Origin of the sequence: Lentzea tibetensis, assembly GCF_007845675.1 — a bacterium.
Taxonomy (GTDB): domain Bacteria; phylum Actinomycetota; class Actinomycetes; order Mycobacteriales; family Pseudonocardiaceae; genus Lentzea; species Lentzea tibetensis.
In genome coordinates, this window is the sequence record NZ_VOBR01000006.1 from 249409 (window position 1) to 275619 (window position 26211).

Genomic DNA, 26211 nt, shown 5'->3' on the forward strand with positions numbered 1-26211 from the left:
AGCGCCACCGACCATTTCTAGTGTGATCTGCAACCTAAGGAGGTCCGAAGTGGCTCTCGACTACGCGGTGATCGCGGCCTACGTGCTCGGCATGGTCGGCATGGGCTGGTGGGGCATGCGACGCGCGACGAGCAAGAGCGAGTACCTGGTCGCCGGACGGCGGCTCGGGTTCGCGATGTACTCCGGCACCATGTCCGCTGTCGTGCTCGGTGGCGCGTCGACCATCGGCGGCGTCGGGCTGGGCTACAAGTTCGGCATCTCGGGCGCGTGGATGGTGTTCTCCATCGGCCTGGGCATCCTGCTGCTGAGCGCGCTGTTCGCCCGCCGGATCGTGCGGCTCAAGGTCTACACCGTCTCCGAGATGCTGGACCTGCGCTACGGCGGCAACTCCAGCGCCATCTCCGGTGTGGTCATGTGGGGCTACACGCTCATGCTGACGGTCACGTCGACCATCGCGTACTCGACGATCTTCAACGTCCTCTTCGGCTTCGACAAGTGGATCGGTGTCGTCATCGGCGGCAGCATCGTGGTTCTCTACTCGGTGCTCGGCGGCATGTGGTCGATCACGCTGACCGACATCGTCCAGTTCATCGTGAAGACGGTCGGCATCCTGTTCCTGCTGCTGCCCATCGCGTTGTTCCAGGCGGGCGGTTTCGACGGCATCCAGCAGCGGCTCAACGACCCGGCCGTGTTCGACGTCGGCACGATCGGCATCGACACGATCATCACCTACCTGCTGATCTACGTGTTCGGCCTGCTGATCGGCCAGGACATCTGGCAGCGCGTGTTCACCGCGAAGTCCCCGAAGGTCGCGACCTGGGGCGGCATCACGTCCGGTCTGTACTGCCTCGTCTACGCCGTCGCCGGTGCGTTGATCGGCACCGCGGGCAAGGCGCTGTACCCGAACATCGCGAACAAGGACGAGGCGTTCGCGACGATCGTGGAGAACCTGCTCCCGACCGGTGTCCGCGGCCTGGTCCTGGCGGCGGCTCTGGCCGCGATGATGTCGACCTCCAGCGGCGCTCTGATCGCGTCTGCCACGGTGGCCTCCAACGACATCTGGCCGCGTCTGTTCGGGAAGAGGGTTGCCGCGAGGGATGAGAACCACGACGAGGTGCGCTCGAACCGGATCTTCACGCTGGTGCTCGGCATCGTCGCGATCGGCATCGCGGTGGCGCTGAACGACGTGATCGCCGCGCTGACCGTGGCCTACAACATCCTCGTCGGCGGACTGCTCGTCGCGATCATCGGCGGACTGGTGTGGAAGCGCGGCACGCGGGCCGGTGCGATGGCGTCCATGGCCGTCGGCTCGCTGACCGCGATCACGTTCATGGTGATCGACGGGGTGCTCGCCAACACCCCCATCTACTACAGCCTCGCGGCGTCGTTCGTCGTGTACGTGGGCGTCAGCCTCGTCACGCCGCCGACCGAGGCCTCGGTGCTCCGCGTCTGGGAGAGCCGGGTCGCTGGTGAATCAGCTGAGAAGGAACTGGTGAAATCGTGATCGGCCCCACCGACTCCTCGGTCGTTCCCCGGTACGCCGGGCCCGCGACCTTCGCCCGCCTGCCGCGCATCGACCAGGTGCCGAAGGCAGACGTCGCGGTCATCGGAGTCCCCTTCGACACCGGGGTGTCGTACCGCCCCGGTGCGCGTTTCGCCCCTTCGGCGGTGCGCGAGGCGTCGCGGTTGCTGCGGCCCTACAACCCCGGTCTGGACGTCTCGCCGTTCGAGGAGTTCCAGGTCGTGGACGGCGGCGACATCAGCGTCAACCCGTTCCACATCGGCGAGGCCATCGAGACGATCGACGCCGAGTCGAGCGCGCTGCTCGACACCGGCGCCCAACTGGTGACGATCGGCGGTGACCACACGATCGCGCTGCCGCTGCTGCGCGCGGTGTCCCGCAAGCACGGTCCGGTGGCGCTGCTGCACTTCGACGCGCACCTCGACACGTGGGACACGTACTTCAACGAGGCGTACACGCACGGCACGCCGTTCCGCCGCGCGGTCGAGGAGGGCCTCCTCGACACCGAGGCGCTCTCGCACGTCGGTACCCGCGGTCCGTTGTACGGCAAGTCCGACCTGGAGGACGACAAGCGTCTCGGGTTCGGCATCGTGACTTCGGCGGACGTGATGCGGCGCGGTGTCGACGAGACCGTGTCCGCGTTGCGGGACCGGATCGGGAACCGCCCGCTGTACGTGTCGATCGACATCGACGTGCTGGACCCGGCGCACGCGCCCGGCACCGGCACGCCCGAGGCGGGCGGCATGACGTCGCGGGAGCTGCTGGAGATCCTGCGCGGCCTGGCGGGCCTCAACCTGGTGGGCGCGGACGTCGTCGAGGTGGCGCCCGCCTACGACCACGCCGACATCACTTCTGTGGCAGCCTCGCACGTGGCCTACGACCTGGTGAGCCTGATGGCGTTGAACGCGAAAAACGCCCAACGGACAGCCCCCACCCGTCCCGGGGGGACGACCCCGACCCAGTCTACCAGCGCAAACGCCGGTCAAGGCACCGCTCGGCGATCTGTGGACAACTTGCTGGAGGAGGCGAAGTGACCACCCGAACGGGCGGCGACGTCGTCGTCGAAACGCTCGAAGCGCTGGGCGCCCACACCGTGTTCGGCATCCCCGGCCAGCACGCGCTGGGCCTGTTCGACGCGCTCAACCGCTCGGACCTGCGCTACGTGGGCAGCCGCACCGAGGTGAACGCCGCGTTCGCCGCGGACGGCCACGCCCGCGTCACCGGCCAGGTCACGCCGCTGCTCGTGTCGACCGGGCCGGGTGCGCTGCAAACCCTTGCGGGACTTCAGGAATCGGCCGCGGCGAGCGCCCCGGTGCTCGGCATCAGCAGCCAGATCCCGAGCCAGGGCCTCGGCGGCGTGCGCGGCGGGTACCTGCACGAGCTGACCGACCAGCTGGGCAGCTTCCGCGACGTCGTGAAGCACGCGCGCGTGGTGCGGTCGGCGTCGCAGATCCCGTCCGCGCTCACCGAGGCGTGGGAGGTCGCCGCGTCGGCGCCGCACGGCCCGGTGTGGGTGGAGATCCCGCAGGACGTGCTGCTCGGGCCGGCGGGCATCCCCGTGGTCGGGGAGATCACCGCGACACCCCGCCCGCTGCCCCCGCGCCAGGAGCTGGTGGCCGAGGCCGCCCGCCTGCTCGACGGGGCGAAGCGGCCGGTGATCCTCGCCGGTGGCGGCGTCGGCCGGTGCGGTGCGCACGCGGAACTGCTGGAGCTGGCGGAGAAGCTGCGCGCGCCGGTCGTGACGACGTTCGGCGGCAAGGGCTGCTTCCCTTGGGAGCACCCGCTTTCCGCGCAGTCGTGGCTGGAGGACTGGCACACCACTGAGTTCCTCGCCGACGCCGACGTGCTGCTCGTGCTCGGCTCCGGGCTCGGCGAGCTGTCCAGCAACTACCGGACGTTCCGGCCGCGCGGCGCGGTGATCCACGTCGAGGCCGACCTCGGCAAGCTGGAGTCGAACTACCCCGCACTCGGCATCCACGCCGACGCCGGGCTGTTCCTGGAGGCGATCACCGCCGCGACCACCCGCCGCGAACCCGACGGGCAGGCCGAGGAGTCCGTCCGGACGCTGCTCGTCGCCGTCGCGGAACGCCTCACTGAGCAGGAGCTGGACCTCGAGCAGGAGGTGCTCGCGGCGGTTCGCTCCGCGGTGCCGGACGGGACGCCGACGTACTGGGACATGACGATCCTCGCGTACTGGGCGTGGTCGGCGTGGGACCCGCGCGGCGGCGTGCAGTTCTCCGCGCAGGGCGCGGGCGGCCTCGGCTACGGCCTGCCCGCGGCGCTGGGTGCGGCGGCCGCGGTCGACGGTCCGGTGCTCGCGGTGTCCGGTGACGGCGGCGCGATGTACGGCATCCCCGAACTCGCGACCGCGCGCCAGCACAACTCGCGCGTCACGTGGCTGATCATCGACGACGGCGGCTACGGCATCCTGCGCGAGTACATGACCGACGCGTTCGGCCGGGCCACGGCCACCGAGCTGGCGCGCCCGGACTTCGTCGCGCTCGCCGAGGCGTTCGGCGTGCCCGCGACCAGGAGCACGCTCGAGTCGTTGCGCGAGGACCTCGCGAAGGCGCTGGCCGGTGACGGCCCGCACGTGGTAGTGCTGCCGGCTGTACTTCGGATGTTCGCACCGACACACCTGGAGAACCACTGATGACCCTCACCAACGTGATCAACGGCGCCCGCCAGTCCGGTGCGGGCGGCAGCGACCTGGTCGATCCCGCGACCGGCGAGGTGTTCGGCACGGCCGTGGTGTCGGGCGAGGCCGAGGTCGACGCGGCGGTGCGGGCGGCGGAAGCCGCGTTCCCCGCGTGGTCGCGGACCACGCCCGGTGAGCGCATGTCGGCGCTGCTGAAGCTCGCGGACCTGTTGGAGGCCAACGCTTCCACGGTCGCGGACGCCGAGGTGCGCGAGACGGGCAAGATCCGCGACGTGGTGCTCACCGAGGAGATTCCCCAGTGCGCGGACCAGATCCGCTTCTTCGCGGGTGCCGCGCGGCTGCTGCACAGCGCGTCGGCCGGTGAGTACCTGGAGGGCCACACCTCGTACCAGCGGCGCGAGCCGGTGGGTGTGATCGCGCAGATCACGCCGTGGAACTACCCGCTGATGATGGCCGTGTGGAAGATCGCGCCGGCGCTGGCGGCGGGCAACACCGTCGTCGTGAAGCCCGCCGACACCACGCCGACCTCGACGGTGCTGCTCGCCGAGCTGGCCGCGCAGGTGCTGCCGCCCGGCGTGTTCAACGTCGTGCTGGGCGACCGCGACACCGGCCGCCTGCTCGTCGAGCACCCGGTGCCCGCGATGGTGTCGATCACCGGCTCCACGCGTGCCGGCATCGAGGTCGCCCGCAGCGCGGCGGCCACGCTGAAGCGCACGCACCTCGAACTCGGTGGCAACGCGCCGGTTCTGGTGTTCGACGACGTGGACGTGCCCGCCGTGGCGTCCGCGGTCGTCGGTGCCGCGTACTACAACGCGGGCCAGGACTGCACGGCCGCGACGCGCGTGCTGGTGCACTCCGCGGTGCACGAGCAGTTCGTCGCCGCGCTCGCCGATGCCGCTTCCGCCACGGTGCCGGGCAAGGACTTCGGGCCGTTGAACAGCGCGGCCCAGCTGTCCCGCGTGCTCGGCCTGATCGAGCGGCTGCCGTCCCACGCGACCGTCCACTGCGGCGGCAAGCAGTTCGGGGACCGCGGTTTCTTCTTCTCCCCCACCGTGGTCTCCGGCCTGCGCCAGGACGACGAGATCGTGCAGGAGGAGGCGTTCGCGCCCGTCATCACCGTGCAGTCGTTCGCCGATGACGACGAGGCCGTCTACCTCGCGAACGACGTGCCGCAGGGACTGGCGTCGTCGGTGTGGACCGGGTCGGCGGACCGGGCCGCGCGCCTCACCCCGCGCCTGGACTACGGCGTCGTGTGGGTCAACACGCACGGCCCGATCACCCCCGAGATGCCGCACGGCGGGTTCGGTCAGTCCGGGTACGGCAAGGACCTCTCCATGCACGGACTCGAGGACTACACCCGCGTCAAGCACGTCATGCAGGCTCACTGACAGAGCAGCCCCGGCAGCCACTTCTTCTGCGAGAACCGGAGTGGCTGCTGGGGCGCCATCAGCGTGCGCACGGTCGGGCAGTCGGCGTCGGTGTACTCGACGGCCATCAGGAAGGTCGAGCCGTCGCTGACATCACCCTCGAACTTCCCGTAGTGCCGCTGGATCTCGCCGAGCCCGAACTCGGTGCGCAGGTCGAGCGCGCGCCGTCGACCGTGGGGACGCCGGTCCCGCCAGAAGCTCGCGATGCCGCGCCCCAGGCCCTCGTAGCTGGAGGCGATCACGTGGACCGGCTAGCCGGTCTGCAGGACGAAGAACAGGAAGCCCAGGAAGCTCGGGCCTGCGAACCTGCGGAATTCTTCGGGGAACAAGTCGCGGGCGGCGGGCGCGGGCGGCGGCTCGCTGATGATGTTGATGCGGAAACCAGCCGCGGTGAAGGCGTCTGTCATCGCGTGCAGCGGGCGGTCCCAGAAGCTCATCTGGGCGGTCTGCCCGCCCAGAGTCCATTCCTCGGTCCGGTTGCGGGTCTGGAAGTAGTCGAGCTTGTCCCCGGCCAAGCGCTGCATCAGGGTGATGGCGAACGGATGCTCGACCGAGACGATGAGCCGTCCGCCGGGTGTCAGCACGCGTCGCAGTTCGGCCAGTGCCGGCCCCCAGTCCTCCAGGTAGTGCAGCACCAGGGATGCGATCACGTCGTCGAACGCACCGTCGGCGAAGGGCAGCGGGTCGGTCAGGTCGGCGACCCGCAGATCCGCGTCGGCGCCCAGCCGCCGCCGGGCCAGCTCCAGCATGCCTGCGCTCGCGTCGATGCCGGTCACGGCAGCTCCCCGATCGCGCAGCGCGGCGAACAGGGGCCCCGAGCCGCAGCCGGCGTCGAGGATCCGCCGGCCGGTCACGTCCCCGGCGAGTTCCAGCATCGCGGGACGCTCGTAGTACGCGTTCAGGAGACTGGTCTCGTTCTCGGCCGCGTACCCCTCGGCGATGCTGTCGTAGTCGTTGGCCCGAACTGGATCAGTGAGAGACGCATTGCTTTCTGAAGTCGACGTCATGCCAACAGGACGTCCGAGCAGTGAATGAGGTTGGTCAGAACAGCCCGGCCAGCGTTCGCGAGACGGGAGCCGTGGCCGCCTTCGGGTAGTGCGGACGGAGGCTTGCCGCGAGGACGCGGTCGAGCATCCGGTCGGACAGCACCCGCGACAGGCGCGTGATCAGGGCCGCGTCACGGCCGACGGTGTAGCGGGTGCGAGGCTTTCGCGCGGTCACGGCCTTCGTGATCACCAGGGCCGCGGCGTCGGCGGGCGTGCCACCGGGGGCGTGGGCGGCGGACTGCGCGTTGATCGCCTGGATCAGGCTTCCGTAACGGTCGCGCTGGTCCGGTGACATGGCAGCGGCCTGCTGGTTCGTGGCGGCGATGACCCGGTCCGACATCTCCGTGCGGACGGCGCCGGGCTCGACGACGACCACCCGCACACCCAGCGGCGCCAGTTCCCGGCGCAGCGAGTCGCTCACCGCCTCGAGGGCGAACTTCGTGCCCGCATAAGGGCCGTACGCGGGCATGGCGACCCGCCCGCCGACCGAGCTGATGTTGACCACCCGGCCCGAGTGGCGCAGCAACGCGGGCAGCAGCGCCTGGGTGACGGCGACGTGACCGAAGAGGTTGATCTCGAACTGCCGGCGCCACTCGCTCAACGGCAGGATCTCGACCGGGGCGTTGATCTGGATGGCGGCGTTGTTGATCAGCGCCCGCAACGCACCTGCCTGCGAGTCTTCGTCGAGGCGGGCAGCCAGCCGCGCGATGTGGTCGGGCCGGGTGATGTCGAGGATGACCGGCTCGATGCCGTCGGCGCGCAGCGCGTCGGCGTCTCGATCGCGGCGGACTCCGGCGATGACGTGGAACCCCCGGCGAGCCAGTTCGCGCGCGGACGCCGCGCCGATCCCGGTCGAGGCTCCCGTCACGACGACGCGTTCCCGAATTTCAGATGACATTGTCACCTGACTGACGGTAGATATCTCAGATGACACTGTCAACTGTAGGATGATCGGCATGGTCAGCCGTACGGAATCCGCCGCCGCGACGCGACGCGCCCTGCTCGACGCGGCCGCCGAGCTGCTGGACAGCGGTGGCCCGGACGCGGTGACGTTGCGCGCGGTCGGGGCGAGTGCGGGCGTCACCCGCGGGGCGCCGTACCGGCACTTCCCCGACAAGGACAGCCTGCTGACCACCGTCGCGGCCGAGGCGTTGGACCGGCTCGCGGACCAGGTGCGGGCCGTGCGCGCCGATCCGCGGGTCCCCCCGGCCGACACGCTGCACCAAGCCCTGTCCGCACTGATGACGGTCGGCCGCCGTCAGCCGCACCTGTACCGGCTGATGTTCACCTACCCGGCCGGTGACCCGGCCGCGATCCACGCGGCGACCCAGGCGGGCGAACGCGCCCAGGACGAGTTCCTCGCCATCGTCGGCGACCTGGTCGGCGGACAGCACGCCCAGCGGTTCGCCGCGCTGCTGCTGACCAGCGCGCACGGGATCACGGACATGGAGGTCAACGGGCACCTGTCCGCGGACAAGTGGCGCGTCACGGCCGAGGAGCTCGTCTCGACCCTGGTGTCCATGATCGACAAGCAGGCCCGGAGCGAGTAGCGGTGCACGAGCGTCAACGCAGCCGTTAGATGGTCTGATGCGAGTGACAGTCCTGGGGTGCAGCGGCGGCTGGCCCGCGGCGGGCCGCCCGTGTTCGGGTTACCTGCTCGAGGCGGGCGGACGGCAGGTGTGGCTGGACGCGGGCACCGGCACGATGCCGGAGCTCCTGCGCCACACCACGCTGGCCGACCTGGACGCGGTGTGGATCAGCCACCTGCACCCCGACCACTGCTCGGACCTGTTCGGCGCGTTCCAGGCGCTGAAGTACGGCAACGCCCGCGACGATCGGCTACCGGTCTACGGACCGCCGAGGTGGGCGTCGGCGTTCGAGGCGTTCGCCGGGCCGGCCACCGGCGTGTTCGAGGTGCACGAGCTGGTCGACGGCGGGCGCGTCGACCTGGGCCCGCTCCAGCTGGAGGCGGTGTTCGTGCCGCACGTGCTGCCGACGTTCGGTGTGCGCGCATCGGCGGACGGCAAGGTGTTCGGCTACACCGCGGACTACGAACCGGGTGCGGACCTGAGCCGGTTCGCGGACGTCGACCTGCTGCTCGCCGAGGCGTGGCGGTCGGCCGACGCGGTGGCCGCGCTCGGCGTGCGCGCGGTGATCACCCACGTGCATCCCGACCTGGACCCGCTCGAGGTCGCCGGGGACATGGAGGCCGCGGCACCCGGCATGGTCATTTCGATGTGAACCAGCCGATGTCGCGGAACAGCTGCACGCCCTCGCGGGTCAGCGGCCGGAACACGCGGGTCGCGGACAGCTGGAGCAGCCGGGCGATCAGCGGCGTGCTGCGCCGGACCAGCATGCCGGTCTTCGCGGCCTTCTCGGACTTGTCGTGCACCCAGAACAGCACGACCGCCATCTGGTAGAGCCACAGCAGCTCGGGCAGGTCCTCCCGCAGCTCGGGGTCGACCTTCGCGGTCGACCCCAGCAGCACGGACCGCATGAGCCCGATGCCCGCGTCACGGGCCGGGCTCGACTCGTCGGAGAACGGCGACAGCGGGCTCGCCGGGTCTGCGGCGTTCTTGAAGAACTGCGCCGCGAACTCGTGGTACGGCTCCGAGACCTCGAGCCACGCCTGCATCACGCCGTCGAGCCGGGCGGCGAACTTCGGCTCGGACGCCAGCAGCGGCGCCACGGCCTCCCGGTGCAACGCGACCATCCGGTCGTAGAACCCCTGGACCAGGTGTTCCTTCGACTCGAAGTAGTAGTACGCGTTGCCGACCGAGACACCGGCGTCCTTGGCGATCGCCCGCATGGTGGTGCGGTCGTAGCCGTTCTCCTGGAAGAGCCGGAGCGCCGTCTCGAGGATCAGCGCTCTGGTCTGCTCCCCCTTAGGCGCACTCGGCGTGGTTGCAGGTTGATCCACGCGGCACATTCTCCCCACCCAGGCTGTTCGCGCGCAGCCGGTCCGCCAGCGCGGTCGCGGCCCGCACGAACCGCGCCTTCCCAGGCCTGCTCAGCGACACCGCCATCGGCCGCCACGCGGCCAGCGCCCACAGGCACACCAGCCACGCGTCGTCGCCGCGGTAGACGTCGCCGCGATCCGAGATCACCGTGATCTTCCGCAGCGTGTCGTCGTGGTCGAGCTCGGGGAACCGCGACCGGGCCGCCTCCGACCCGGCCGCGACGAAGTCGAGCCACACGACCTGCCGCTGGTTGCGCAGCCACTTGCTCGCGCGCCGGCAGAACCCGCAGTTCTCGTCCGCCAGGACGGTCAGGTACTTCATGCCGTCACGACCGTGTGCGCGGTGGGCACGATCGGCGGCTCCGCCTGCGCGTCCATGATGCTGCGGCGGCGCATCTTGCTCAGCACGATCACGTTGGTGATGTGCAGGACACCCAGCACCACCAGCACCGTGCCGACCTTGACCGACAGCGTCTCGAACACCTGCCGCGCCTCCTCGACGGTGTCGCGGGTGCGCAGGAACCAGCTGACGAACCCGAGGTTCACGAGGTAGAAGCCGACCACCAGCAGCCGGTTGACGGTGACCGCCAGCTCCTCGTTCCCCCGGAACACGTCGACCAGGAACACCTTGCCGTTGCTGCTCAGCACCCGCCCCACCCAGACGGTCAGGCCCACGCTGAGCACGATGTAGATGACGTAGGTGACAACCAGGCTGTCCACTTGAACCCCCATTTGAACGTGTTCAACTCTTGCCCGGCCGACTATACGCCGCGCTTTTGAACGCGTTCAAGTGTTAGCCGCGCCACCGCCACGACGTCAGCCGCTCACGGCCGGGCAGGTCACCGCGCCCGGTCGCCCACAGCAGCGTCTGCCACCGGTTCGTCTCCTCCGGCGCGTCCGGGAACAGCCGCTTCAGGCTGCGGTCGCACAACGCGGCGGGCGGATGGAACTCCAGCCCGAGGCCTTCGGCGATGTCGTGGGTGTGCACCAGCGTCTCCACCACGCCCATGGCCGCGAACCCGTCCGGCGTCGACGCGCCGTACACGTGGTACGCGACCGCGTCCGCGGGCGCCACGCTCACCATCCGCACCAGGAACGCCCCGCACGCCTCCAGCACCTGGAACAGGCCCGGCACCCCGGCGGACCGGTCGGCGAAGATCGTGCTCCGCGGACCTCCCGGCCGGCGCGCCACGAAGTCGAACGCCACCTCGCTCTCGGTGGGCGGGATCCTGGGACCGAACCTGGCCGCGTAGGAGAACAGGTCGTCTGCCAGGTGCTCGACCGTCTCCCAGCAGGTCCACTCCAGGGTGCCGGCGCGGTCGTCCCAGTCGGCGTCCTTCGCGGCGGACAGGGTCTCCAGTGCCAGTTGGACTGCTTCATCGACATCAGCGGCGGTGACCAACGGAAAGCCCTTCAGCAGGGGTGGGATCTCGGGCCATCCTAGGAACTCGGTCGCCTCTTGTCGCTGGACATGCTTCCGGCGAACTCGGCGGCGATCTTCGAGATGAGCCGTTCACCCCGGAGTGCGCCCCTGGGGAGAGGCATCGCGCGGACCGTGATCTTCCTCCAGTCTGCTCGACGCGGGACACCTCGCACCCGGCGCATACGAGAGGTGTTGACCTCGACCTAACTGGAGTTCATACGGTCGGGTCATGTTCGCCATCAGGCAGTACGAGTTCGGTCCGGCCGACAACCTCCGCTTCGAGGAAGTACCGGATCCCCAGCCACAGCAGGACCAGGTGCTCATCAGGGTGACAGCGGCAGGCGTGCACCTGGTCGACACGTCGATCCGCAAGGGACAGTTCGGCAACCCGGAACTCCCGATGACACCGGGCCGCGAGGTAGCGGGCGTGGTCACGCGAGGCCCGGAGGAGTGGATCGGCAGACGTGTCGTCGCGCACCTCGGCATGACGAACGGGGGCTACGCCGAGCAGGCCGTCGCGAACGTGAGCGCGCTGCACGCGTTGCCGGACACCGTGTCCGACGAGGCGGCGGTCGCGATGATCGGCACCGGGCGCACGACGGTCGGCATCCTCAACGCCGCGAATATCACGCCGGAGGACACCGTCCTGGTGCTGTCGGCGGCGGGTGGCATCGGGGCGCTCGTCGTCCAGGAAGCGCGCAACGTCGGCGCGAAGGTCATCGGCGTGGCGAGCAAGAGCAAGCTGCAGCACATCAAGGCCGACCAACAAATCGACTACAGCGAGCTCGAGTCGATCAAGGGCACGACAGTCGTGTTCGACGGCGTGGGCGGCGACGCCGGCGACCAAGCGCTGAAAAGCCTCGCACCGGGCGGCCGCACGATCATCTACGGCTGGGCGTCCGGCAGGTCCACGGACACGTCGGTCGAAACCCTCTTCCGAGCCAGCCTCACCGCGACGGTCGCGCTCGGCCCCGGCCTGATGAAGAACGGCCTGCGCCCGCTGGAAGACGAAGCACTGCAAGGCCTCACCACCGGCCGCTTCGTCCCGCTGATCAACCCGCCGTTCGCGCTGCGGGACGCCGCGAAGGCCCACGAGGCACTGGAATCCCGCGCCACCATCGGCAAAGTGGTGCTCAAGCCGTGAAACGCCGTCAGGGGCACCCTTGCCGCTGAAGCAAGGGTGCCCCTGACGGAACAACGATCAGGCAGGGACTGGCACCGACACGAACTTCTTGCCGTCGAAGTTCTCGATCTCGACGGAAGCGACGTCGTTCGGCGCGACCAAGGCGGAGCCGTCGAGGTTCGTGCCCTCGGTGGCGCCCTTCTTGGAGACGACCCAGCTACCGGCTTCCTGCCGGCTGCCGTCGCGGGCGACGACCCAGATGCGGCACTTCTGCCCCTCTGGGATACCGCCCGACCGCATGTTCAGCCGAACCCACCCTGCGGCGGGAACGACCTTCACGGTCAGCGACGCACCCGTCGCGGCGTCGGTCGCCGTGGCCAGCTTGGTTCCAGCCGGATCCGGTGCGGTCGACTGCGTGGGCAGCGCGACGTTCCCACCGGGTTCGACAGTCGTTCCCTTGCCGAGCCAGACACCGGTGCCCAGCACAGCGGCCGCGATGACGGCCGCGGCGATGCCGACGGTGAACTGACGGCGGCGGGCCACGCCGCCGCGTTCGGTGCGCACCTGACGGAGCGTGCGCTGGAGCAGCAGGTCGCCACCCTCCGGCGGGCCGTCGAGCATGGCCTCCGGCGGGACCTCGCCGAGCGCGGCCTCCATGGCCTTGAGGTCGTCGATCTCGCGGGCGCAGTCGGGGCAGGACGCCAGGTGCTCGTCCACGTCGCGCACCTCCTGCTCGTCCAGAGCGCCGAGGACGTAGGCACCGAGCAGCTGCGGGTCGTGTTGCGTGGTCATCCGGCCACCCCCTTCAGTGCGACCTGTTGACCGACGAACGTCTCCCTCAGGGCTCGCAACGCATAATATGATCTTGATTTCACCGTTCCCGGAGGAACGCCAAGAGCTTCTGCCGCCTCGGTCACGCTACGACCTCGGAAGTAGATCTCCATCAGCACATCGCGGTGATCGGAGGACAACCGGTCGAGCGCTTCCAGCACCACGACCGAGTCGACCACCTGGTCGGCGTGGTCGCGCTGAATCGGAGGCGTCGCCGGTGACTCCGCGACCTCCTGCGGACGCGCCGCCTTGGCCCGGACCCTGTCGGTGACGATGTTGCGCGCCACCGTGAGCAACCAGCCACGCACCGATCCCTTGCCGTTGACGAGGGCGTCGGGGTGTCGCCAAGCGCGGACGAGGGTCTCCTGGACCACGTCCTCGGCCGCCGCCCGATCACCGGTCAACCGCGTCGCGTAGGCGAGCAGAGCCCGACCGTGCTCTTCGTAGAGCGATCGGATCAGCGCCTCGTCGGCCGCGGTCTCCCGTTTGCGGGAGAACAAAGCCGCCATCCACCCACTCCTCCCCGCCCGTGAACATCTTTGGTCGGGCGTCTGCCATGGACCTCAAGCCGACACACGAACGTGGATCGACTTCGGTTCAAAGATTTTCGGGGATACTACGGATCAATGTGCCGAGCTGCAGGAACGGGCTTCGTTGATGCAGCGGACGACGTCGCTCATCATGGCGACGGACATCACGTTGATGAACATCGCGTGGTCGCTGGCCGGATCGCGGTGCTGCTCCGGGAAGCTGTCGATGGCGAAGGGGCGTCCCTGCGGCAGGTCATAGGTCACCGTAAGCCGCAGAACCGGCACGGGAAACGTCTTGGCGGGGCAGATTCCCGCAGCTGACGGGAAGACGACGTGCGTGCGGTGCGAAGCGCTGTCAGCGTTGCCGCCGTCCCAGCAGCTCGCGAACTCGAAGGTGCGGACGACGTCGGCGCCGTCGTCGCAGAGCGGGTACTTCGTGGTGTGGCGGTCGGGCTGGTTCGCGCAGCTCCACCTGGCGCGCACCCGGTCGCCGTGGTCGTGCGTGAACGCCATCGGGTCGCCGGTGATCATCCTGAGGAACCTCGGCATCGGCAGCACCTTGCTCACCGGGTTCCCGTGGTACGACACCCTCACCTGCCGGGGCGGCACCACCTCCCCGGTGTTGCCGTGCGCTCCCCCGCCGTTGGCGTGCGCGTCGTGACCAACCCCGTCGGTCAGCCGCAGCACGGGCCAGAAGTACGCCGACCGGTCGTCGTCGCCGCAGGTGCTCGACGCGGCGGCGAGGCTCTCGTTGGTGGACCTGTGGTCCGACGTCGTGTTGCCGACGTATTCGTGCGTGTGGTGCGCGCCTGCCGGTATCCCCGGTGACATCACGGGGTTGTCGGCGTTGAGGTGGCGCTGCTCGTTGGTGCCGCACTCGATCGTGAACGACCCGGCGGCCGCGGGGTCGTGGGCGACCGGCACGTCCGCGATGTCGACGTACTGGTCGCCGGACGGCGTCGAGCCCTCGGAGGTGCCCACGAGGATCGCCGCCGCGCCGAGCACGACCAACGCCACGGCGACCGCGACGACCAAGGTCATCGGGGAGCGGCGGCTGAGCTCGGGCACCCGGACAGCTTGCCCGGTGGAACAGGGCTGTGACAAACCGTTGTCTCACTACGCGGCACGGCGCATGCGCTGAACTTGACGATCAGCCCAGAAGTTCACCGGAACGGATTCAGCGCCTCAACTGGTGGAGCTTGTCGTAGGAGCCGCGCAGATGTTCCTCGGCGAGTGCCACTGCCCGTTCTCCGTCACCGCTGCGCAACGCGGCCACGAGCGCCGCGTGCTCAGGGGCGATGATCGTCCCGTAGTCGTCGTCGCCCTGGATGCGCGTCAGCAGGAACAGGTGGATCTGGTTGCGAATCGCCCGCCACGCCTCGGTGAGCCGCGCGTGCCCCGTCGCCGCGTACACGGCGTCGTGGAACCTCATGTCGAGTGCGACCAGTTCCTCGCGGCGCGCGGTGCGCATCTCGTCGACGATCTTGTCGAGTGCGTCGAACTGCCGCGCGTCGTTCTTGGCCGCCGCCGTCCGCATGGCGAGGTTGTCCAGCGCGTTGCGCAGTGTGTAGAGCTCGTCGACGTCCTGCGGCGACAGGCTGCGCACCCAGGTGCCCTTGTGCCACTCGGACACGACGAGCCCCTCGCGTTCGAGAATGCCCAGCCCCTCCCGCACCGAACCGCGGCTGACCTGCAGGTTCTGCGCGAGCTCGACCTCCTTGAGCGCGGCGCCTGGCGGGAACACCCCGGCGAAGATCGCCTCGCGGACGCGGTCCGCGGCCTCACCGGCGAGTCCGCGTCGCTGTGCTGGCTGCAACATGTCTGAATGTTGACATTCGGACATGTGCCAGGTCAAATGGACTGCATGACTCCTTCGATCCCTCGTTTCCACCTGGCCGTCCCGGTGACCGACCTGGAGGCGTCGCGCGCCTTCTACGGGGCGGTGCTGGGGTGTCCGGAGGGGCGGTCGAGTGACCGGTGGATCGACTGGAACCTCTACGGGCACCAGTTCGTGACGCACCTCGTCGACTCGGTCAAGGCACCGGACGCGTTCAACCCGGTCGACGGGCACTCGGTGCCGGTGCCGCACTTCGGGGTGCTGCTCTCGGTCGACGAGTTCCAGGTGCTCGCGGAGAAGCTCGAGTCCGCGGGGACCGACTTCGTGATCGCGCCCTACCAGCGATTCGCCGGCGAGCCGGGCGAGCAGTGGACCATGTTCTTCCGCGATCCCTCCGGCAACGCCATCGAGGTCAAGGCCTTCGCCGACGACGCGCAGGTGTTCGCGGTCTGACGTTGGGACCGCGGGCCGGAGGTCCGACCGGCCCGCGGCCGCGAGCTCAGGTGTTGTCCACCTGAGCAGCCACTAATTCACGCTTGTCCGTCCCCATGACGGCAACGCCCGTGACGTCACGAGCGTCCACCACGGCCGCGGCGGGCAGGGTGACGCTCCGGTCGTGCGAGAGCCAGCTGCCCGCGGTGATGGTGCGGCCGTCCTTGGTGCGCACGACCAGCCAGCACTTCTCGCCGTCGGTGATGCCGTCGACGGTGGCGACCAGGCGGACGCCGCCGTCGGTGTTCGTCATCTGGACCGACATCCGCGCTCCACCGGCGGTGCCGCCCTCGAACAGGTGGGTGCTGTCGCCACCCAGTCCCTGTCCAACGAACACCCCTCCGGCGAGTGTCGCCGCGATGAGTGTCGCCGTGACCGCGGCGGCGAGCCTGCCACGACGGCGGACGGCACGCGTGCGCTCAGCGCGCACCGTGCCCAGAGTCCGCTGCAGCAGCAGGTCAGCCTCCGGCGGCGGCCCTTCCATGAAGGCCTCCGGCGGTATTTCTTCCGTCAGCATGTGTCGATCTCGGTTCAGCTCGTTGGAATCAGTGGCGGTGTGGCCGCCACCTTCAAAACGGAACCCGCCGTTAGTTGGTTCAACCGGCGCACAGGGAAGATCGCCGGATCACACAAGACGGTTGACCAGGGCAGCAGGACGGTCGTAGCGTCTCGTATATGATGTACGACCGGGTTGGCGCACCTCCCGCGTCTAGGACCGACTTTGTTCTGGAATCGATCAAAGAAGCGATACTGAACGGAACTCTGCCGCCCGGACAGGCCCTTGTTGAATCCGAACTGGCCACTTCCCTGGGCGTGTCCAAGACCCCGGTGCGGGAGGCGTTGAAGACGCTCGCCGGTTCCGGGCTCGTGATGATGTCGCCATACAAAGGCGCGTCCGTGCGCACGGTCGACGCCGCGATGGCCAACTCCGTGTACGACGTGCGGATGCTGATGGAGCCCGAGGCGCTGCGCCGGGCGATCATGCTGAAAGCGTCGTTCAGCCACGCCCGCGAGACGCTCACGCAGCCGCGCACGGACCTCGCGAAACTGAGTCTGGCCAACAGGTCCTTCCACCGCGCCCTGTACGTCGGGTGCGGCAACCCGCTGATGATCAGCATCCTGGACGGGCTGCGGGACCAGGCCGCGCTGATCACCGTCGCCGGCTGGGGCATCTGCCCCACGTGGGACGACGAAGCCGCCGAGCACCACGCCATCCTCGCCGCCGCCGAGCAGGGCAAGAGCGACCTCGCGGCCGAACTGCTCCGCTCGCACATCCAGACCTTCGCCGACCGAGTGATCGAGGAGCTTCCCCATGGCATTCGATGACGTCTCCGCCCAGCTCGCCGGAGTCGTGGCCATCACCGTCACGCCCTTCGCGGAGGACGGGACCATCGACGAGAAGGCGTACGGCGCGATCGTCGAACGGATGGTGGACGGCGGCGTCGGCGTCGTCACGCCGAACGGCAACACCAGCGAGTTCTACCAACTGTCCGAGGCTGAGCAGCAGCGGTCCGTCAAGGTCACGCTGGAGGCCGTCGGCAACCGGGCCGCGGTCGTCGTCGGTGTGGGCCACGACCCGGAGTCGGCCGTCCGCGCCGCGCGGTTCGCGGACGAGGCCGGTGCGCAGGGCATCATGATCCACCAGCCGGTGAACCCGTACGTGGCTCTCGACGGGTGGGTCGAGTACCACCGGCAGATCGCGCTGACCGTGCCCGAGCTGTCCGTCATCCTCTACGTGCGCAACCCGCGCATCGGCGGCGCGCAGATCGCCGCGTTGAAGGAAGCGTGCCCGAACGTCGTCGGGGTCAAGTACGCGGTGCCGGACCCGGTGCGCTTCGCGTCCGTCGCCCGTGACGCCGGGCTCGACGACTTCACCTGGGTCGCCGGCCTCGCCGAGCTGTCCGCGCCCGGCTACTTCGCGACCGGCGCGACCGGGTTCACGTCCGGTCTCGCGAACGTCAGCCCGGAGATCTCGGTGCAGATCTTCAACTCGCTCAAGGCGGGCGAGTTCGCCGCGGCCATGGTGTTGTGGGAGCTGATCCGGCCGTTCGAGGAGATGCGGGCGGCCAACGAGTCCGCGAACAACGTCGCCGTCGTCAAGGAAGCGCTCGCACAGCTGGGCCTGTGCCGGCGCGACGTCCGTCCGCCCAGCCATCCGCTCACCGAGGTCGAGCGCGCGAAGGTCGGTGACGTGGTCAAGTCTTGGGGTCTGAAGTGAAACCGTTGAGAAGCGCGCAGTGGTTCGAAGGCGAGGCGCTGCGCAACTTCAGCCACCGCGCACGGGCGCGGCAGCTGGGCCTGAACGCCGAGGAGCACATCGGCAAGCCGGTGATCGCCATCCTCAACACGTGGAGCGGCATCAACCCGTGCCACATGCACCTGCGGGAACGCGCCGAGCAGGTCTCGCGCGGCGTGTGGCAGGCCGGTGGCGTGCCGATGGAGTTCCCGGTGTCGACGCTGTCGGAGACCTACCAGAAGCCGACGCCGATGATGTACCGCAACATGCTCGCGATGGAGACGGAGGAGATCCTCCGCTCCTACCCGGTCGACGGCGCGGTGCTGATGGGCGGCTGCGACAAGTCGACGCCCGCGTTGCTGATGGGCGCGGCCTCCGCGGACCTGCCGGCGATCTTCGTGCCGGCCGGGCCGATGCTGCGCGGCAACTGGCGCAACCAGAAGCTGGCCAGCGGCACGGACATGTGGCGGTTCTGGGACGACAAGCGCGCGGGCGTGATCGGCGAGACGGAGTGGAACGAGATCGAGTCCGGTCTCGCCCGCTCCCCCGGTACGTGCATGACGATGGGCACCGCGTCCACGATGACGTCCGCCGCCGAGGCGCTCGGGCTGACGCTGCCCGGTGCGTCGTCGATCCCGGCCGTCGACTCGGCGCACCACCGGATGGCGGCCGCGAGCGGCATGCGGATCGTCGAGATGGTCCGCGAGGACCTGACGATGTCGCGGATCCTCAGCGCGGAGGCCTACGAGGACGCCGTGACGACCGTGCTCGCGATCGGCGGCTCGACGAACTCGCTCATCCACCTCGTCGCGATGGCCGGACGCAGCCAGCTCCCGCTGTCGCTGGACGACTTCGACCGCCTCGCGCGCACCACGCCCGTGCTCGCCTCGGTGCAGCCCGCCGGGAAGTACCTGATGGAGGACTTCTACTACGCGGGCGGACTGCGCGGCCTGTTCTCCCGGCTGCGCGAGTCGCTGCACCTGGACCGGGTCACGGTCACCGGCCGCACGTTCGGCGAGGAGCTCGAGGGCGCGGCGGTGTTCGACGACGACGTGATCCGGCCGCTGGACAACCCGGTCGCACCGGAGGGCGGGCTCGCCGTGCTGCGCGGCAACCTGGCTCCGGACGGCGCGGTCATCAAGTACGTGGCCGCGGATCCCGCGCTGTGGAAGCACTCCGGCCCGGCCGTGGTGTTCCACGGCTACAAGGACCTGCAGCAGCGGATCAACTCCGCCGACCTGGAGATCACCCGCGACTCGGTGATCGTGCTCGCCGGCGGCGGGCCGAAGGGCGGTCCGGGCATGCCCGAGTACGGCATGCTGCCGATCCCGGACAAGCTGCTCAAACAGGGCGTGCGCGACATGGTGCGCGTCTCGGACGCCAGGATGAGCGGAACCTCTTACGGCGCCTGCGTTCTGCACGTCGCACCCGAGGCGCACGTCGGCGGGCCGCTGGCGCTGGTGCGCGACGGCGACATGGTCACGCTCGACGTCGAGGCGCGCGTGCTGAGCGTCGAGGTGTCCGACGACGAGCTCGCGAAGCGCCGTTCCGAGTGGACTCCGCCCGAGTCGAAGTTCGAACGCGGCTACGGAGCCCTGTACTACGAGCACATCACGCAGGCGAACGAGGGCTGCGACTTCGAGTTCCTCTCGCGTCCCGGCACCAACCCGGAGCCGAACGCCCTGTAGTGCCAATGGGAAGGCCCCGGTCCGATGTGGACCGGGGCCTTCTTCTTATCGGTTCTGGTGTGGACCGGCCTAGCGCCGCCGCAATTCCGGGCCACACCAGACCCGTCTAGTTCAGCGCCACCCTGAGAATCTTGGTGTTGCTGTTGCCCGCGGTGGAGTCCTTGTCACCGTTGGACGTGGTGACCCACAGCGAACCGTCCGGCGCGGGCTCCGGAGTGCGGAGACGGCCGTACGTGCCCTCGAAGTGCGCCGTGGTGGCGCCGACGCTCGAACCGCTGATCGTCATGCGGTACAGGCGCTCACCGCGCAGCGCGGCGAGGAACAGCACGTCGTTGACGATCGCGAGACCCGACGGCGACGCCGAGCTCGTGGAGAAGGTCTTCTTCGGCGCGATGAACCCGCTGCACGAACCCGTGGTGCCCTCGCAGCCCGGCCAGCCGAAGTTGCCGCCCTTCTGCAGCAGGTTGACCTCGTCCATGGTGCCGTCGCCGAGCTCGGCCTGCCACATGCGGCCCTGCGAGTCCACGGCGAGGCCCTGGACGTTGCGGTGACCGTAGGTCCACACGTAACGGGCGTTGCCGCCCTCGGCGAAGAACGGGTTGTCCGCGGGCGGCGTGCCGTCCGGGTTCAGGCGCAGAACCTTGCCGCCCAGGCTTTGCTTGTTCTGGGGGTTGTTCTTGTTCTGGCCGTCACCGGTGCCGGCGTAGAGCTTGCCGTCCGCGCCGAAGCGCAGGCGGCCGCCGTTGTGGAACTTGTTGCGCGGGATGCCCGTCAGCAGGGTCTCGTAGCCGGAGAGGGAGTTGTTCTCCAGCTTGGCGCGCACGATCCGGTTGTCGCCGGAGGCCGTGTGGTAGATGTACACGAAGTGGTCGACGGCGAACGTCGGCGACAGCTCGATGCCGAGCAGACCACCCTCACCGTTCGTGCCGGACACACCGGGAACCTTGCCCAGCGTGGTCTTCTGGCCGGACGGCGTGATCTTCACGATGTCCTGCGCGTCGCGACGCGCGTAGACGCCCGAGCCGTCCGGCAGGAACGCCAGACCCCACGGCACGTCGTTGTCGGTCGCGATCTGGGTGACCGCACCGACCTGGTCGCCACCGGACTTGGTCTTCACCTTGACCTCGTTGGACGCGGGACCGGCGTTGCCGACCGCGTCGAACGCCTTGACGGTGAAGGCGTACTCGGTGTTGGCCTTGCGGCCGCCGATGGTGGCGGTGGTGCCGGTCGAGTCGCCGACCTTGCCCTCACCGGCCGCGTAGACCTCGTACCGGGTCACGCCGATGTTGTCGGTCGCCGCGTCCCACGCCAGCGAGACGCTGTTCGCGGTCTGCGCCGTGGAACGCAGGTTCTTCGGCGCGGTCGGCGGGATCGGGTCGTCCTGCGCGGGCGGCGTCTTGAACTCCGCCGTGTTGGACGCCTGCGAGACGTTGCCGGCCGCGTCCCGCGCGTTGACGTAGAAGCCGTAGTTCACGTTCGGCTTCAGGCCCGTCATCACCGTGGTCGTCGAGGTGGCAGGCACCGACTTCTGGAACTGGCCGAGGTTGTAGATGTCGTACGCGGTGACCGCGACGTTGTCGGTCGCGGGCTTCCAGGTGAGCTTCGCGGAGTCGGACTTGATCTCCGATGCCACGAGGTCGGTGGGCGCCGACGGCGGTTCGCCGTCCACCGGACCGGAGTTGCCGAAGACCTGGAACTCTTGCAGTGAGTAGCCGAAGCCCCCACCGGTCCGGCACCGCGTGGTGCCGTTCATGCGGACGTAGCGGCCACTGCCGGTGACCGTCAGGTCCTCGACACCGCCCTTGCCGTCAGCGGTGGTGTAGACGCTCGTCCAGTTGGTCTTGTCGGACGAGGTGTCGACCGTGTAGGCCTTCGCGCAGGAGAGGTCCCACTGCAGGCGGACTCGACTGATGTTGACGTTCGAGCCGAGGTCGACGTAGATCCAGCCGGGGTCGACACCGCCCTTGCTCGACCAGCGCGTGGCCGAGTTGCCGTCCACTGCCATGGCGCCCGCGTACTGAGCGCCACCCACGACCGAAGTCGTCGTGGGCTTGCCTTGGGACAACAGCGTGTCGGCAGCAGCAGCTTGCGGCGCTGCGGACACGAGTGAGGTCACCGCCACTGCTAGCGCAGTGGCCAGGATGCCGGACTTGGCCGACAACCGCCGTGAACGGGGTGCCACAGGAGCCTCCCACTTTCGTCGGGGGATGGGTTGTTGCGGCGGCCTTGCGTTCGACTGGGAGCGGCGGGCCAGTCATCGGAGGAATGCTCACCTACCTGTTGACCGATCCGGTGATCAGGTGTAGGCATTCGACCGTTACAGAAAAACCGTAAACGTTTTCGAGCGCCAGGTCCAGAGTCAGTTAGGGAGCCCCAGATGCGCTGGACAAGGAAGTTACAGCTCGTCATCCCAGCCCTGCTAGTCGCGACCTCCGCCTGTGGCGCGCCCGCAGGCGCGCCTGCTCAGGGGACACCGACGAACGTCCCGGACAAACCGTCCAAGCCGGTCGAGCTCAACGTGCTGGACGTGGCCGGGAACCTGCAGCTCACCCAGGGCATGATCGACGAGTTCGTCAAGAACAACCCCGACGTCGTCAGCAAGGTCAACTACACCAAGGCGACCGCGCCGGACATGCCGGGCAAGCTCAAGGCGGAGCAGAACGCCGGTCAGTCCCAGACGCACCTGGTGCTCACCGGCACCGACGGTCTGGCGGCTGTCGTCGAGCAGAAGCTCGTGATGAACCTGCTGCCGGACTACTCGGCGAAGTTCCCGAACCTCGAGTCCAACTACCTGCCCGCGGCGGCGGCGATGCAGAAGCTGGCCGAGAACCAGGGCATCACGGTCACCTACTACCCGGCGGGCCCGCTGCTGGAGTACGACCCGGCGAAGGTCCCGAATCCTCCGACCACTCCGCAGGAGCTCCTGGAGTGGGCGAAGGCCAACCCGAAGAAGTTCCAGTACGCCAAGCCGGCGAACTCCGGTCCCGGCCGGACGTTCCTCATGGGACTGCCGTACATCCTCGGTGACAAGGACCCCAAGGACCCGGTCAACGGCTGGGAGAAGACCTGGGCGTACCTGAAGGACCTGGGTCAGTACGTCGACTACTACCCCGGCGGCACCACCGACACGATGAAGAACCTCGCGAACGGGACGTCCACGATCGTCGCGTCGACGACCGGCTGGGACATCAACCCGCGCGTGCTCGGCACCGTGCCGGAGGGCATGAAGATCAGCACGTTCAAGGGCTTCCACTGGGTGACCGACGCGCACTACGCGGTCGTCCCGAAGGGTGTCTCCGGTGACGTCCTGTCCGCGAACCTGGCGCTCATCAAGTTCATGCTGGACCCGAAGCAGCAGGCGAAGGCCTACGACAAGGGCTACTTCTACCCCGGCCCGGCGGTCAAGGACGTCACGCTCGACATGGCGCCGCAGGAGTCGAAGGACGCGCTCGCGAAGTTCGGTCGCAGCGAGTACGACAAGCTGATCGAGTCCAACCCGAAGGAAACCTCGCTGCCGGCGAAGCAACAGGTCGAAGCGTTCCAGAAGTGGGACCGCGAGATCGGAAGCGGGAAGACGAACAAGTGAGCACTGGAGCTGCGCGCTTCGCCGAGCTGCACATCGACCACGTGCAGCGGGCTTTCGGCGACACCGTCGCATTGCGCGGTATGGACCTGACGATCAAGGGCGGCGAGTTCATCGCGCTGCTCGGCCCATCTGGCTGCGGCAAGTCGACAGCGTTGAACTGCCTGGCCGGTCTGCTGCCGCTCACCGGCGGCAAGATCACCATGGACGGCAAGCGCATCGACGACCTGCCGCCGGAGCGACGCGGCTTCGGCATGGTGTTCCAGAACTACGCGTTGTTCCCGCACATGTCCGTGCGGCGCAACATCGGTTTCGGCCTGTCCATGCGCAAGGTGGGCAAGACGGAGCTGAACCGGCGGGTGGACGAGGCGATCAAGCTCGTCCAGCTGACCGAGCACGAGCACAAGTTCCCGGCGCAGCTGTCCGGTGGCCAGCAACAGCGTGTCGCGATCGCGCGCGCCATCGTCCTCGAGCCACCACTGGTGCTCATGGACGAGCCACTGTCCAACCTGGACGCTTCGCTGCGACTGGAGATGCGCACCGAGATCAGGCGACTGCACCAGTCGCTCGGCCTGACGACGGTGTACGTCACGCACGACCAGGAGGAGGCGCTGGCTCTCGCCGACCGCCTGGTCGTGCTGCGCTTGGGCGAGGTGCAGCAGATCGGCTCGCCGGAGGACGTCTACGCACACCCGACGAACGCCTACGTCGCCGGGTTCATGGGCTACCGCAACATGTTGCGGGTGACGGTGGAGTCCGTGGACGGCGAGAACGCGGTGGTCACCGGGGAAGGCGTCCGGCTGGCGGGGGTGAACCGCGAGTCGCTGCCGTCGGGCGCGGCGGCGGTGGCCGCGGTTCGTCCCGAGGACTTCTCACTGGTCGTGCCGAACGCCGCCAGCACCGAGAACACGGTGTCGGCGGTGGTGGAGATCGTCGAGTACCACGGCCGCGAGCAGGCCGTGGAGGCTCGGCTGCCGTCCGGTGAGCAGTTGCACGTGCGGACGAACAGCAGGCTCGCGCCCGGCGACACCGTGCAGCTAAGGGTGCCCGTCGAGCGCGTGCTGATCTTTGCCGAGGGGTCGTCCTCATGACGGCCACCCTGGAGAAACCACCTCCTCCACTGGAGAAGGCATCGCTGAAGCACCGGCTCGCGGAGCGCGGCGTCGACCGGACGCTGTGGCTCCTCGTGCCGGGCGCGATCTTCGTGGTGGTGCTGTTCCTCTACCCGGTGCTGTACGGCCTGCAGCTGTCCTTCCAACCGAAGGACGGCGGCGGGCCGTTCGGGAACTACATCAAGTTCTTCAGCGACCCGTACCTGCGCGACACGATCTGGATCACGCTGCGGCTGGGCCTGCCCGCCGCGTTGATCAACGTGCTCGCCTCGATCCCGATCGCGTTCCAGCTGCGCGGGAAGTTCCGGGGCAAGCGGACCATCACGACGATGCTGGTCGTGCCGATCACGCTCGGCACCGTGCTCACGGCACAGGGCCTGATCGAGTACCTCGGGCGCGCGGGCTGGTTCAACCGCGTGCTGCTCACCCTGGGTGTGGACGAGCCGATCCGGCTGGTGCACAACTACTGGGGCGTGTTGTTCTCGTTGGTCATCACGGGGTTCCCGTTCGCGTTCCTGCTGACGTTGTCGTACCTCTCCGGTATCGACCCGTCGCTGGAGCAGGCGGCCGCCACGCTGGGCGCGTCGCGGCGGGACAGGTTCCGCCACATCACGCTGCCACTGCTGGCACCGGGTCTGGCGATCACGTTCTGCCTGACGTTCGTGCTGGCGTTCTCGGTGTTCCCGTCCGCGATCATGGTGGGCGAGCCGTCGGGTGAGACGCACGTGATGTCGATCGCCGCGTACGAGACGGCGTTCCGCGACTTCGACTACTCGTTGGGAGCCGCGGTCGCGATGCTCATGGCGCTCGTGATGCTCGCCGTGATCGCCCTGGTGCTGGTCTGGCGCGCGACCCTGTACCGCGGTGCGACGGGAGGCAAGGGATGAGAATCGCCGCCCGTCCCGGCGCGTGGATCACGTGGGGCCTGCTGATCTTCTTCATGATCAACCTGGTCGGCGTGGTCGGCGCACCGCTGCTGAACTCGTTCGCGGTGCAGTGGTTCGACACCTGGCTGCCGAACGGCTACACCACCTCCTGGTACACCGAGGCGTGGCGCGAGTTCGACCTGCTCGAGGTCCTGCTCGTGACGTTCCAGGTGGCCGTCGCGGTGGTGGTGATCTCCGTGCTGGTCGGCGTGCCGACCGCGTACGCACTGGCCCGCAGGCAGTTCCCCGGCAAGAAGCTGCTGAACGTGCTGTTCCTGCTGCCGATCCTGATGCCGCCGATGACCTACGGCATCCCGCTCGCCACCGTGCTCTACAAGTTCCACCTGGCGGGCAGCGTGACCGGCGTGATCGTGGCGAACCTGGTGCCGGCGGTGCCGTTCGTCATCATGACGATGACGCCGTTCATCGAGCAGATCGACACCAAGATCGAGTCGGCGGCGCGCATGTGCGGGGCCAAGACCTCGGCGATCTTCTTGAGGATCCTGGCTCCGCTGCTGGTGCCGGGCATCCTGGCCGCGTCGATCCTGGTGCTGGTCAGGACCGTCGGCATGTTCGAGCTGACGTTCCTCACCGCGGGCCCGGACTCGGAGACCCTGGTCGTGTCGCTGTTCTACTCGGTCTCGGCCGCGGGCATCCGCGCGACCCAGACGGTGGACGCGATGGCCGTGATCTACACGAGCTCGATGCTGGTCCTGCTGGTGATCGCTCTCCGTTTCGTGAATCCGACACAGCTGGTTACGAGGCTCAAGGAACCGTCGTAGCGCCGGACCCGTCATGATTGTTGTTCCGGCTTGGT

Annotated in this window: 28 protein-coding genes; 15 read left to right on the forward strand and 13 right to left on the reverse strand. The window is 68.8% G+C overall.

Annotation, left to right across the window (positions count from 1 at the left end; all coding sequences use genetic code 11):
* Positions 1-49: 49 nt before the first annotated feature.
* The 4 genes from FKR81_RS11705 to FKR81_RS11720 are packed head-to-tail and all read left to right on the forward strand — an operon-like array spanning position 50 to position 5569.
* Entirely contained in the window at positions 50-1504 is a 1455-nt protein-coding gene (locus FKR81_RS11705; RefSeq protein WP_146351024.1) for a sodium:solute symporter, read from the forward strand.
* Positions 1498-2556 (forward strand): agmatinase, encoded by a 1059-nt coding sequence (gene speB, locus FKR81_RS11710; protein WP_146351025.1) that lies wholly within the window; start codon positions 1498-1500, stop codon positions 2554-2556. The genes FKR81_RS11705 and speB overlap by 7 nt, the downstream gene beginning before the upstream one ends.
* Positions 2553-4175: a thiamine pyrophosphate-binding protein gene (locus FKR81_RS11715; RefSeq protein WP_146351026.1), complete on the forward strand. Its 1623-nt coding sequence runs from the start codon at positions 2553-2555 to the stop codon at positions 4173-4175. The genes speB and FKR81_RS11715 overlap by 4 nt, the downstream gene beginning before the upstream one ends.
* Positions 4172-5569 (forward strand): aminobutyraldehyde dehydrogenase, encoded by a 1398-nt coding sequence (locus FKR81_RS11720; protein WP_407936519.1) that lies wholly within the window; start codon positions 4172-4174, stop codon positions 5567-5569. Before FKR81_RS11715 ends, FKR81_RS11720 begins: the two co-directional genes overlap by 4 nt.
* On the opposite strand, the gene FKR81_RS11725 is transcribed toward FKR81_RS11720, so the two are convergent.
* From FKR81_RS11725 to FKR81_RS11735, 3 genes are read right to left on the reverse strand one after another with little or no spacing between them, the layout of a single operon-like run.
* On the reverse strand, positions 5563-5850 hold the full coding sequence (locus FKR81_RS11725) for a hypothetical protein (protein ID WP_146351028.1): 288 nt from the start codon (positions 5848-5850) through the stop codon (positions 5563-5565). The genes FKR81_RS11720 and FKR81_RS11725 overlap by 7 nt on opposite strands.
* A gap of 9 nt (positions 5851-5859) precedes the next feature.
* Positions 5860-6615 (reverse strand): class I SAM-dependent methyltransferase, encoded by a 756-nt coding sequence (locus FKR81_RS11730; RefSeq protein ID WP_146351029.1) that lies wholly within the window; start codon positions 6613-6615, stop codon positions 5860-5862.
* A gap of 34 nt (positions 6616-6649) precedes the next feature.
* Positions 6650-7552, reverse strand: a complete 903-nt coding sequence (locus FKR81_RS11735; RefSeq protein ID WP_146351207.1) for an SDR family oxidoreductase — start codon at positions 7550-7552, stop codon at positions 6650-6652.
* 58 nt (positions 7553-7610) lie between these two features.
* Between FKR81_RS11735 and FKR81_RS11740 the strand changes: the two genes are divergently transcribed.
* Together FKR81_RS11740 and FKR81_RS11745 are read left to right on the forward strand one after the other, a co-directional pair.
* Entirely contained in the window at positions 7611-8204 is a 594-nt protein-coding gene (locus FKR81_RS11740) for a TetR/AcrR family transcriptional regulator (RefSeq protein WP_186762921.1), read from the forward strand.
* A 37-nt stretch (positions 8205-8241) separates the two neighbouring features.
* The gene (locus FKR81_RS11745) at positions 8242-8895 is read left to right on the forward strand and encodes an MBL fold metallo-hydrolase (protein WP_146351031.1); all 654 of its coding nucleotides are present in this window, start codon (positions 8242-8244) and stop codon (positions 8893-8895) included.
* On the opposite strand, the gene FKR81_RS11750 is transcribed toward FKR81_RS11745, so the two are convergent.
* The 4 genes from FKR81_RS11750 to FKR81_RS11765 form a co-directional block, all read right to left on the reverse strand.
* Complete coding sequence (locus FKR81_RS11750) at positions 8882-9574, reverse strand: TetR/AcrR family transcriptional regulator (RefSeq protein ID WP_235921465.1); 693 nt, start codon at positions 9572-9574, stop codon at positions 8882-8884. The two genes, FKR81_RS11745 and FKR81_RS11750, sit on opposite strands and share 14 nt — an antisense overlap.
* Entirely contained in the window at positions 9540-9935 is a 396-nt protein-coding gene (locus tag FKR81_RS11755; protein WP_146351033.1) for a thiol-disulfide oxidoreductase DCC family protein, read from the reverse strand. The genes FKR81_RS11750 and FKR81_RS11755 overlap by 35 nt, the downstream gene beginning before the upstream one ends.
* On the reverse strand, positions 9932-10333 hold the full coding sequence (locus FKR81_RS11760; protein WP_146351034.1) for a hypothetical protein: 402 nt from the start codon (positions 10331-10333) through the stop codon (positions 9932-9934). Before FKR81_RS11760 ends, FKR81_RS11755 begins: the two co-directional genes overlap by 4 nt.
* A 73-nt stretch (positions 10334-10406) precedes the next feature.
* Positions 10407-11015 carry a maleylpyruvate isomerase N-terminal domain-containing protein gene (locus tag FKR81_RS11765; RefSeq protein ID WP_146351035.1) on the reverse strand — a complete coding sequence of 203 codons (609 nt, stop codon included), beginning with the start codon at positions 11013-11015 and terminating at the stop codon, positions 10407-10409.
* Positions 11016-11265: 250 nt separating this feature from the next.
* On the opposite strand from FKR81_RS11765, the gene FKR81_RS11770 reads away from it, so the two are divergent.
* Entirely contained in the window at positions 11266-12180 is a 915-nt protein-coding gene (locus tag FKR81_RS11770; protein ID WP_146351036.1) for a zinc-binding dehydrogenase, read from the forward strand.
* A 57-nt stretch (positions 12181-12237) separates the two neighbouring features.
* Here the strand turns inward: FKR81_RS11770 and FKR81_RS11775 are convergent, their stop codons facing one another.
* From FKR81_RS11775 to FKR81_RS11790, 4 genes are all read right to left on the reverse strand, one after another.
* A complete protein-coding gene (locus FKR81_RS11775) occupies positions 12238-12951 on the reverse strand; it encodes an anti-sigma factor family protein (protein WP_146351037.1) in 714 nt (237 codons plus the stop codon).
* Positions 12948-13499 carry a sigma-70 family RNA polymerase sigma factor gene (locus FKR81_RS11780; protein WP_146351038.1) on the reverse strand — a complete coding sequence of 184 codons (552 nt, stop codon included), beginning with the start codon at positions 13497-13499 and terminating at the stop codon, positions 12948-12950. Before FKR81_RS11780 ends, FKR81_RS11775 begins: the two co-directional genes overlap by 4 nt.
* 114 nt (positions 13500-13613) lie before the next feature.
* The gene (locus FKR81_RS11785) at positions 13614-14588 is read right to left on the reverse strand and encodes a DUF1996 domain-containing protein (protein WP_235921466.1); all 975 of its coding nucleotides are present in this window, start codon (positions 14586-14588) and stop codon (positions 13614-13616) included.
* A 109-nt stretch (positions 14589-14697) separates the two neighbouring features.
* A complete protein-coding gene (locus tag FKR81_RS11790; protein ID WP_222598229.1) occupies positions 14698-15339 on the reverse strand; it encodes a GntR family transcriptional regulator in 642 nt (213 codons plus the stop codon).
* A 36-nt stretch (positions 15340-15375) separates the two neighbouring features.
* On the opposite strand from FKR81_RS11790, the gene FKR81_RS11795 reads away from it, so the two are divergent.
* Positions 15376-15810 (forward strand): VOC family protein, encoded by a 435-nt coding sequence (locus FKR81_RS11795; protein ID WP_407936516.1) that lies wholly within the window; start codon positions 15376-15378, stop codon positions 15808-15810.
* A 46-nt stretch (positions 15811-15856) separates the two neighbouring features.
* Here the strand turns inward: FKR81_RS11795 and FKR81_RS11800 are convergent, their stop codons facing one another.
* Entirely contained in the window at positions 15857-16366 is a 510-nt protein-coding gene (locus tag FKR81_RS11800; protein ID WP_146351040.1) for an anti-sigma factor, read from the reverse strand.
* A gap of 158 nt (positions 16367-16524) precedes the next feature.
* Here FKR81_RS11800 and FKR81_RS11805 point away from each other — a divergent pair, with 158 nt between their 5' ends.
* Genes FKR81_RS11805 through araD form a run of 3 tightly spaced genes read left to right on the forward strand, consistent with a single transcriptional unit; the run spans position 16525 to position 19773 of the window.
* Positions 16525-17175 (forward strand): GntR family transcriptional regulator, encoded by a 651-nt coding sequence (locus tag FKR81_RS11805; RefSeq protein WP_235921467.1) that lies wholly within the window; start codon positions 16525-16527, stop codon positions 17173-17175.
* Positions 17162-18067, forward strand: a complete 906-nt coding sequence (locus FKR81_RS11810; protein WP_146351041.1) for a dihydrodipicolinate synthase family protein — start codon at positions 17162-17164, stop codon at positions 18065-18067. The genes FKR81_RS11805 and FKR81_RS11810 overlap by 14 nt, the downstream gene beginning before the upstream one ends.
* Positions 18064-19773 (forward strand): L-arabinonate dehydratase, encoded by a 1710-nt coding sequence (gene araD, locus FKR81_RS11815; RefSeq protein WP_235921468.1) that lies wholly within the window; start codon positions 18064-18066, stop codon positions 19771-19773. The genes FKR81_RS11810 and araD overlap by 4 nt, the downstream gene beginning before the upstream one ends.
* A 106-nt stretch (positions 19774-19879) precedes the next feature.
* On the opposite strand, the gene FKR81_RS11820 is transcribed toward araD, so the two are convergent.
* Complete coding sequence (locus tag FKR81_RS11820) at positions 19880-21889, reverse strand: PQQ-dependent sugar dehydrogenase (RefSeq protein WP_235921469.1); 2010 nt, start codon at positions 21887-21889, stop codon at positions 19880-19882.
* 261 nt (positions 21890-22150) lie between these two features.
* Between FKR81_RS11820 and FKR81_RS11825 the strand changes: the two genes are divergently transcribed.
* Genes FKR81_RS11825 through FKR81_RS11840 form a run of 4 tightly spaced genes read left to right on the forward strand, consistent with a single transcriptional unit; the run spans position 22151 to position 26176 of the window.
* Positions 22151-23359, forward strand: coding sequence for an extracellular solute-binding protein (locus FKR81_RS11825; RefSeq protein WP_146351043.1), 1209 nt, complete (start codon positions 22151-22153; stop codon positions 23357-23359).
* Positions 23356-24447 carry an ABC transporter ATP-binding protein gene (locus FKR81_RS11830; protein ID WP_235921470.1) on the forward strand — a complete coding sequence of 364 codons (1092 nt, stop codon included), beginning with the start codon at positions 23356-23358 and terminating at the stop codon, positions 24445-24447. The genes FKR81_RS11825 and FKR81_RS11830 overlap by 4 nt, the downstream gene beginning before the upstream one ends.
* The gene (locus FKR81_RS11835; protein ID WP_146351044.1) at positions 24444-25355 is read left to right on the forward strand and encodes an ABC transporter permease; all 912 of its coding nucleotides are present in this window, start codon (positions 24444-24446) and stop codon (positions 25353-25355) included. Before FKR81_RS11830 ends, FKR81_RS11835 begins: the two co-directional genes overlap by 4 nt.
* A complete protein-coding gene (locus tag FKR81_RS11840) occupies positions 25352-26176 on the forward strand; it encodes an ABC transporter permease (RefSeq protein ID WP_146351045.1) in 825 nt (274 codons plus the stop codon). Before FKR81_RS11835 ends, FKR81_RS11840 begins: the two co-directional genes overlap by 4 nt.
* Positions 26177-26211: the final 35 nt, after the last annotated feature.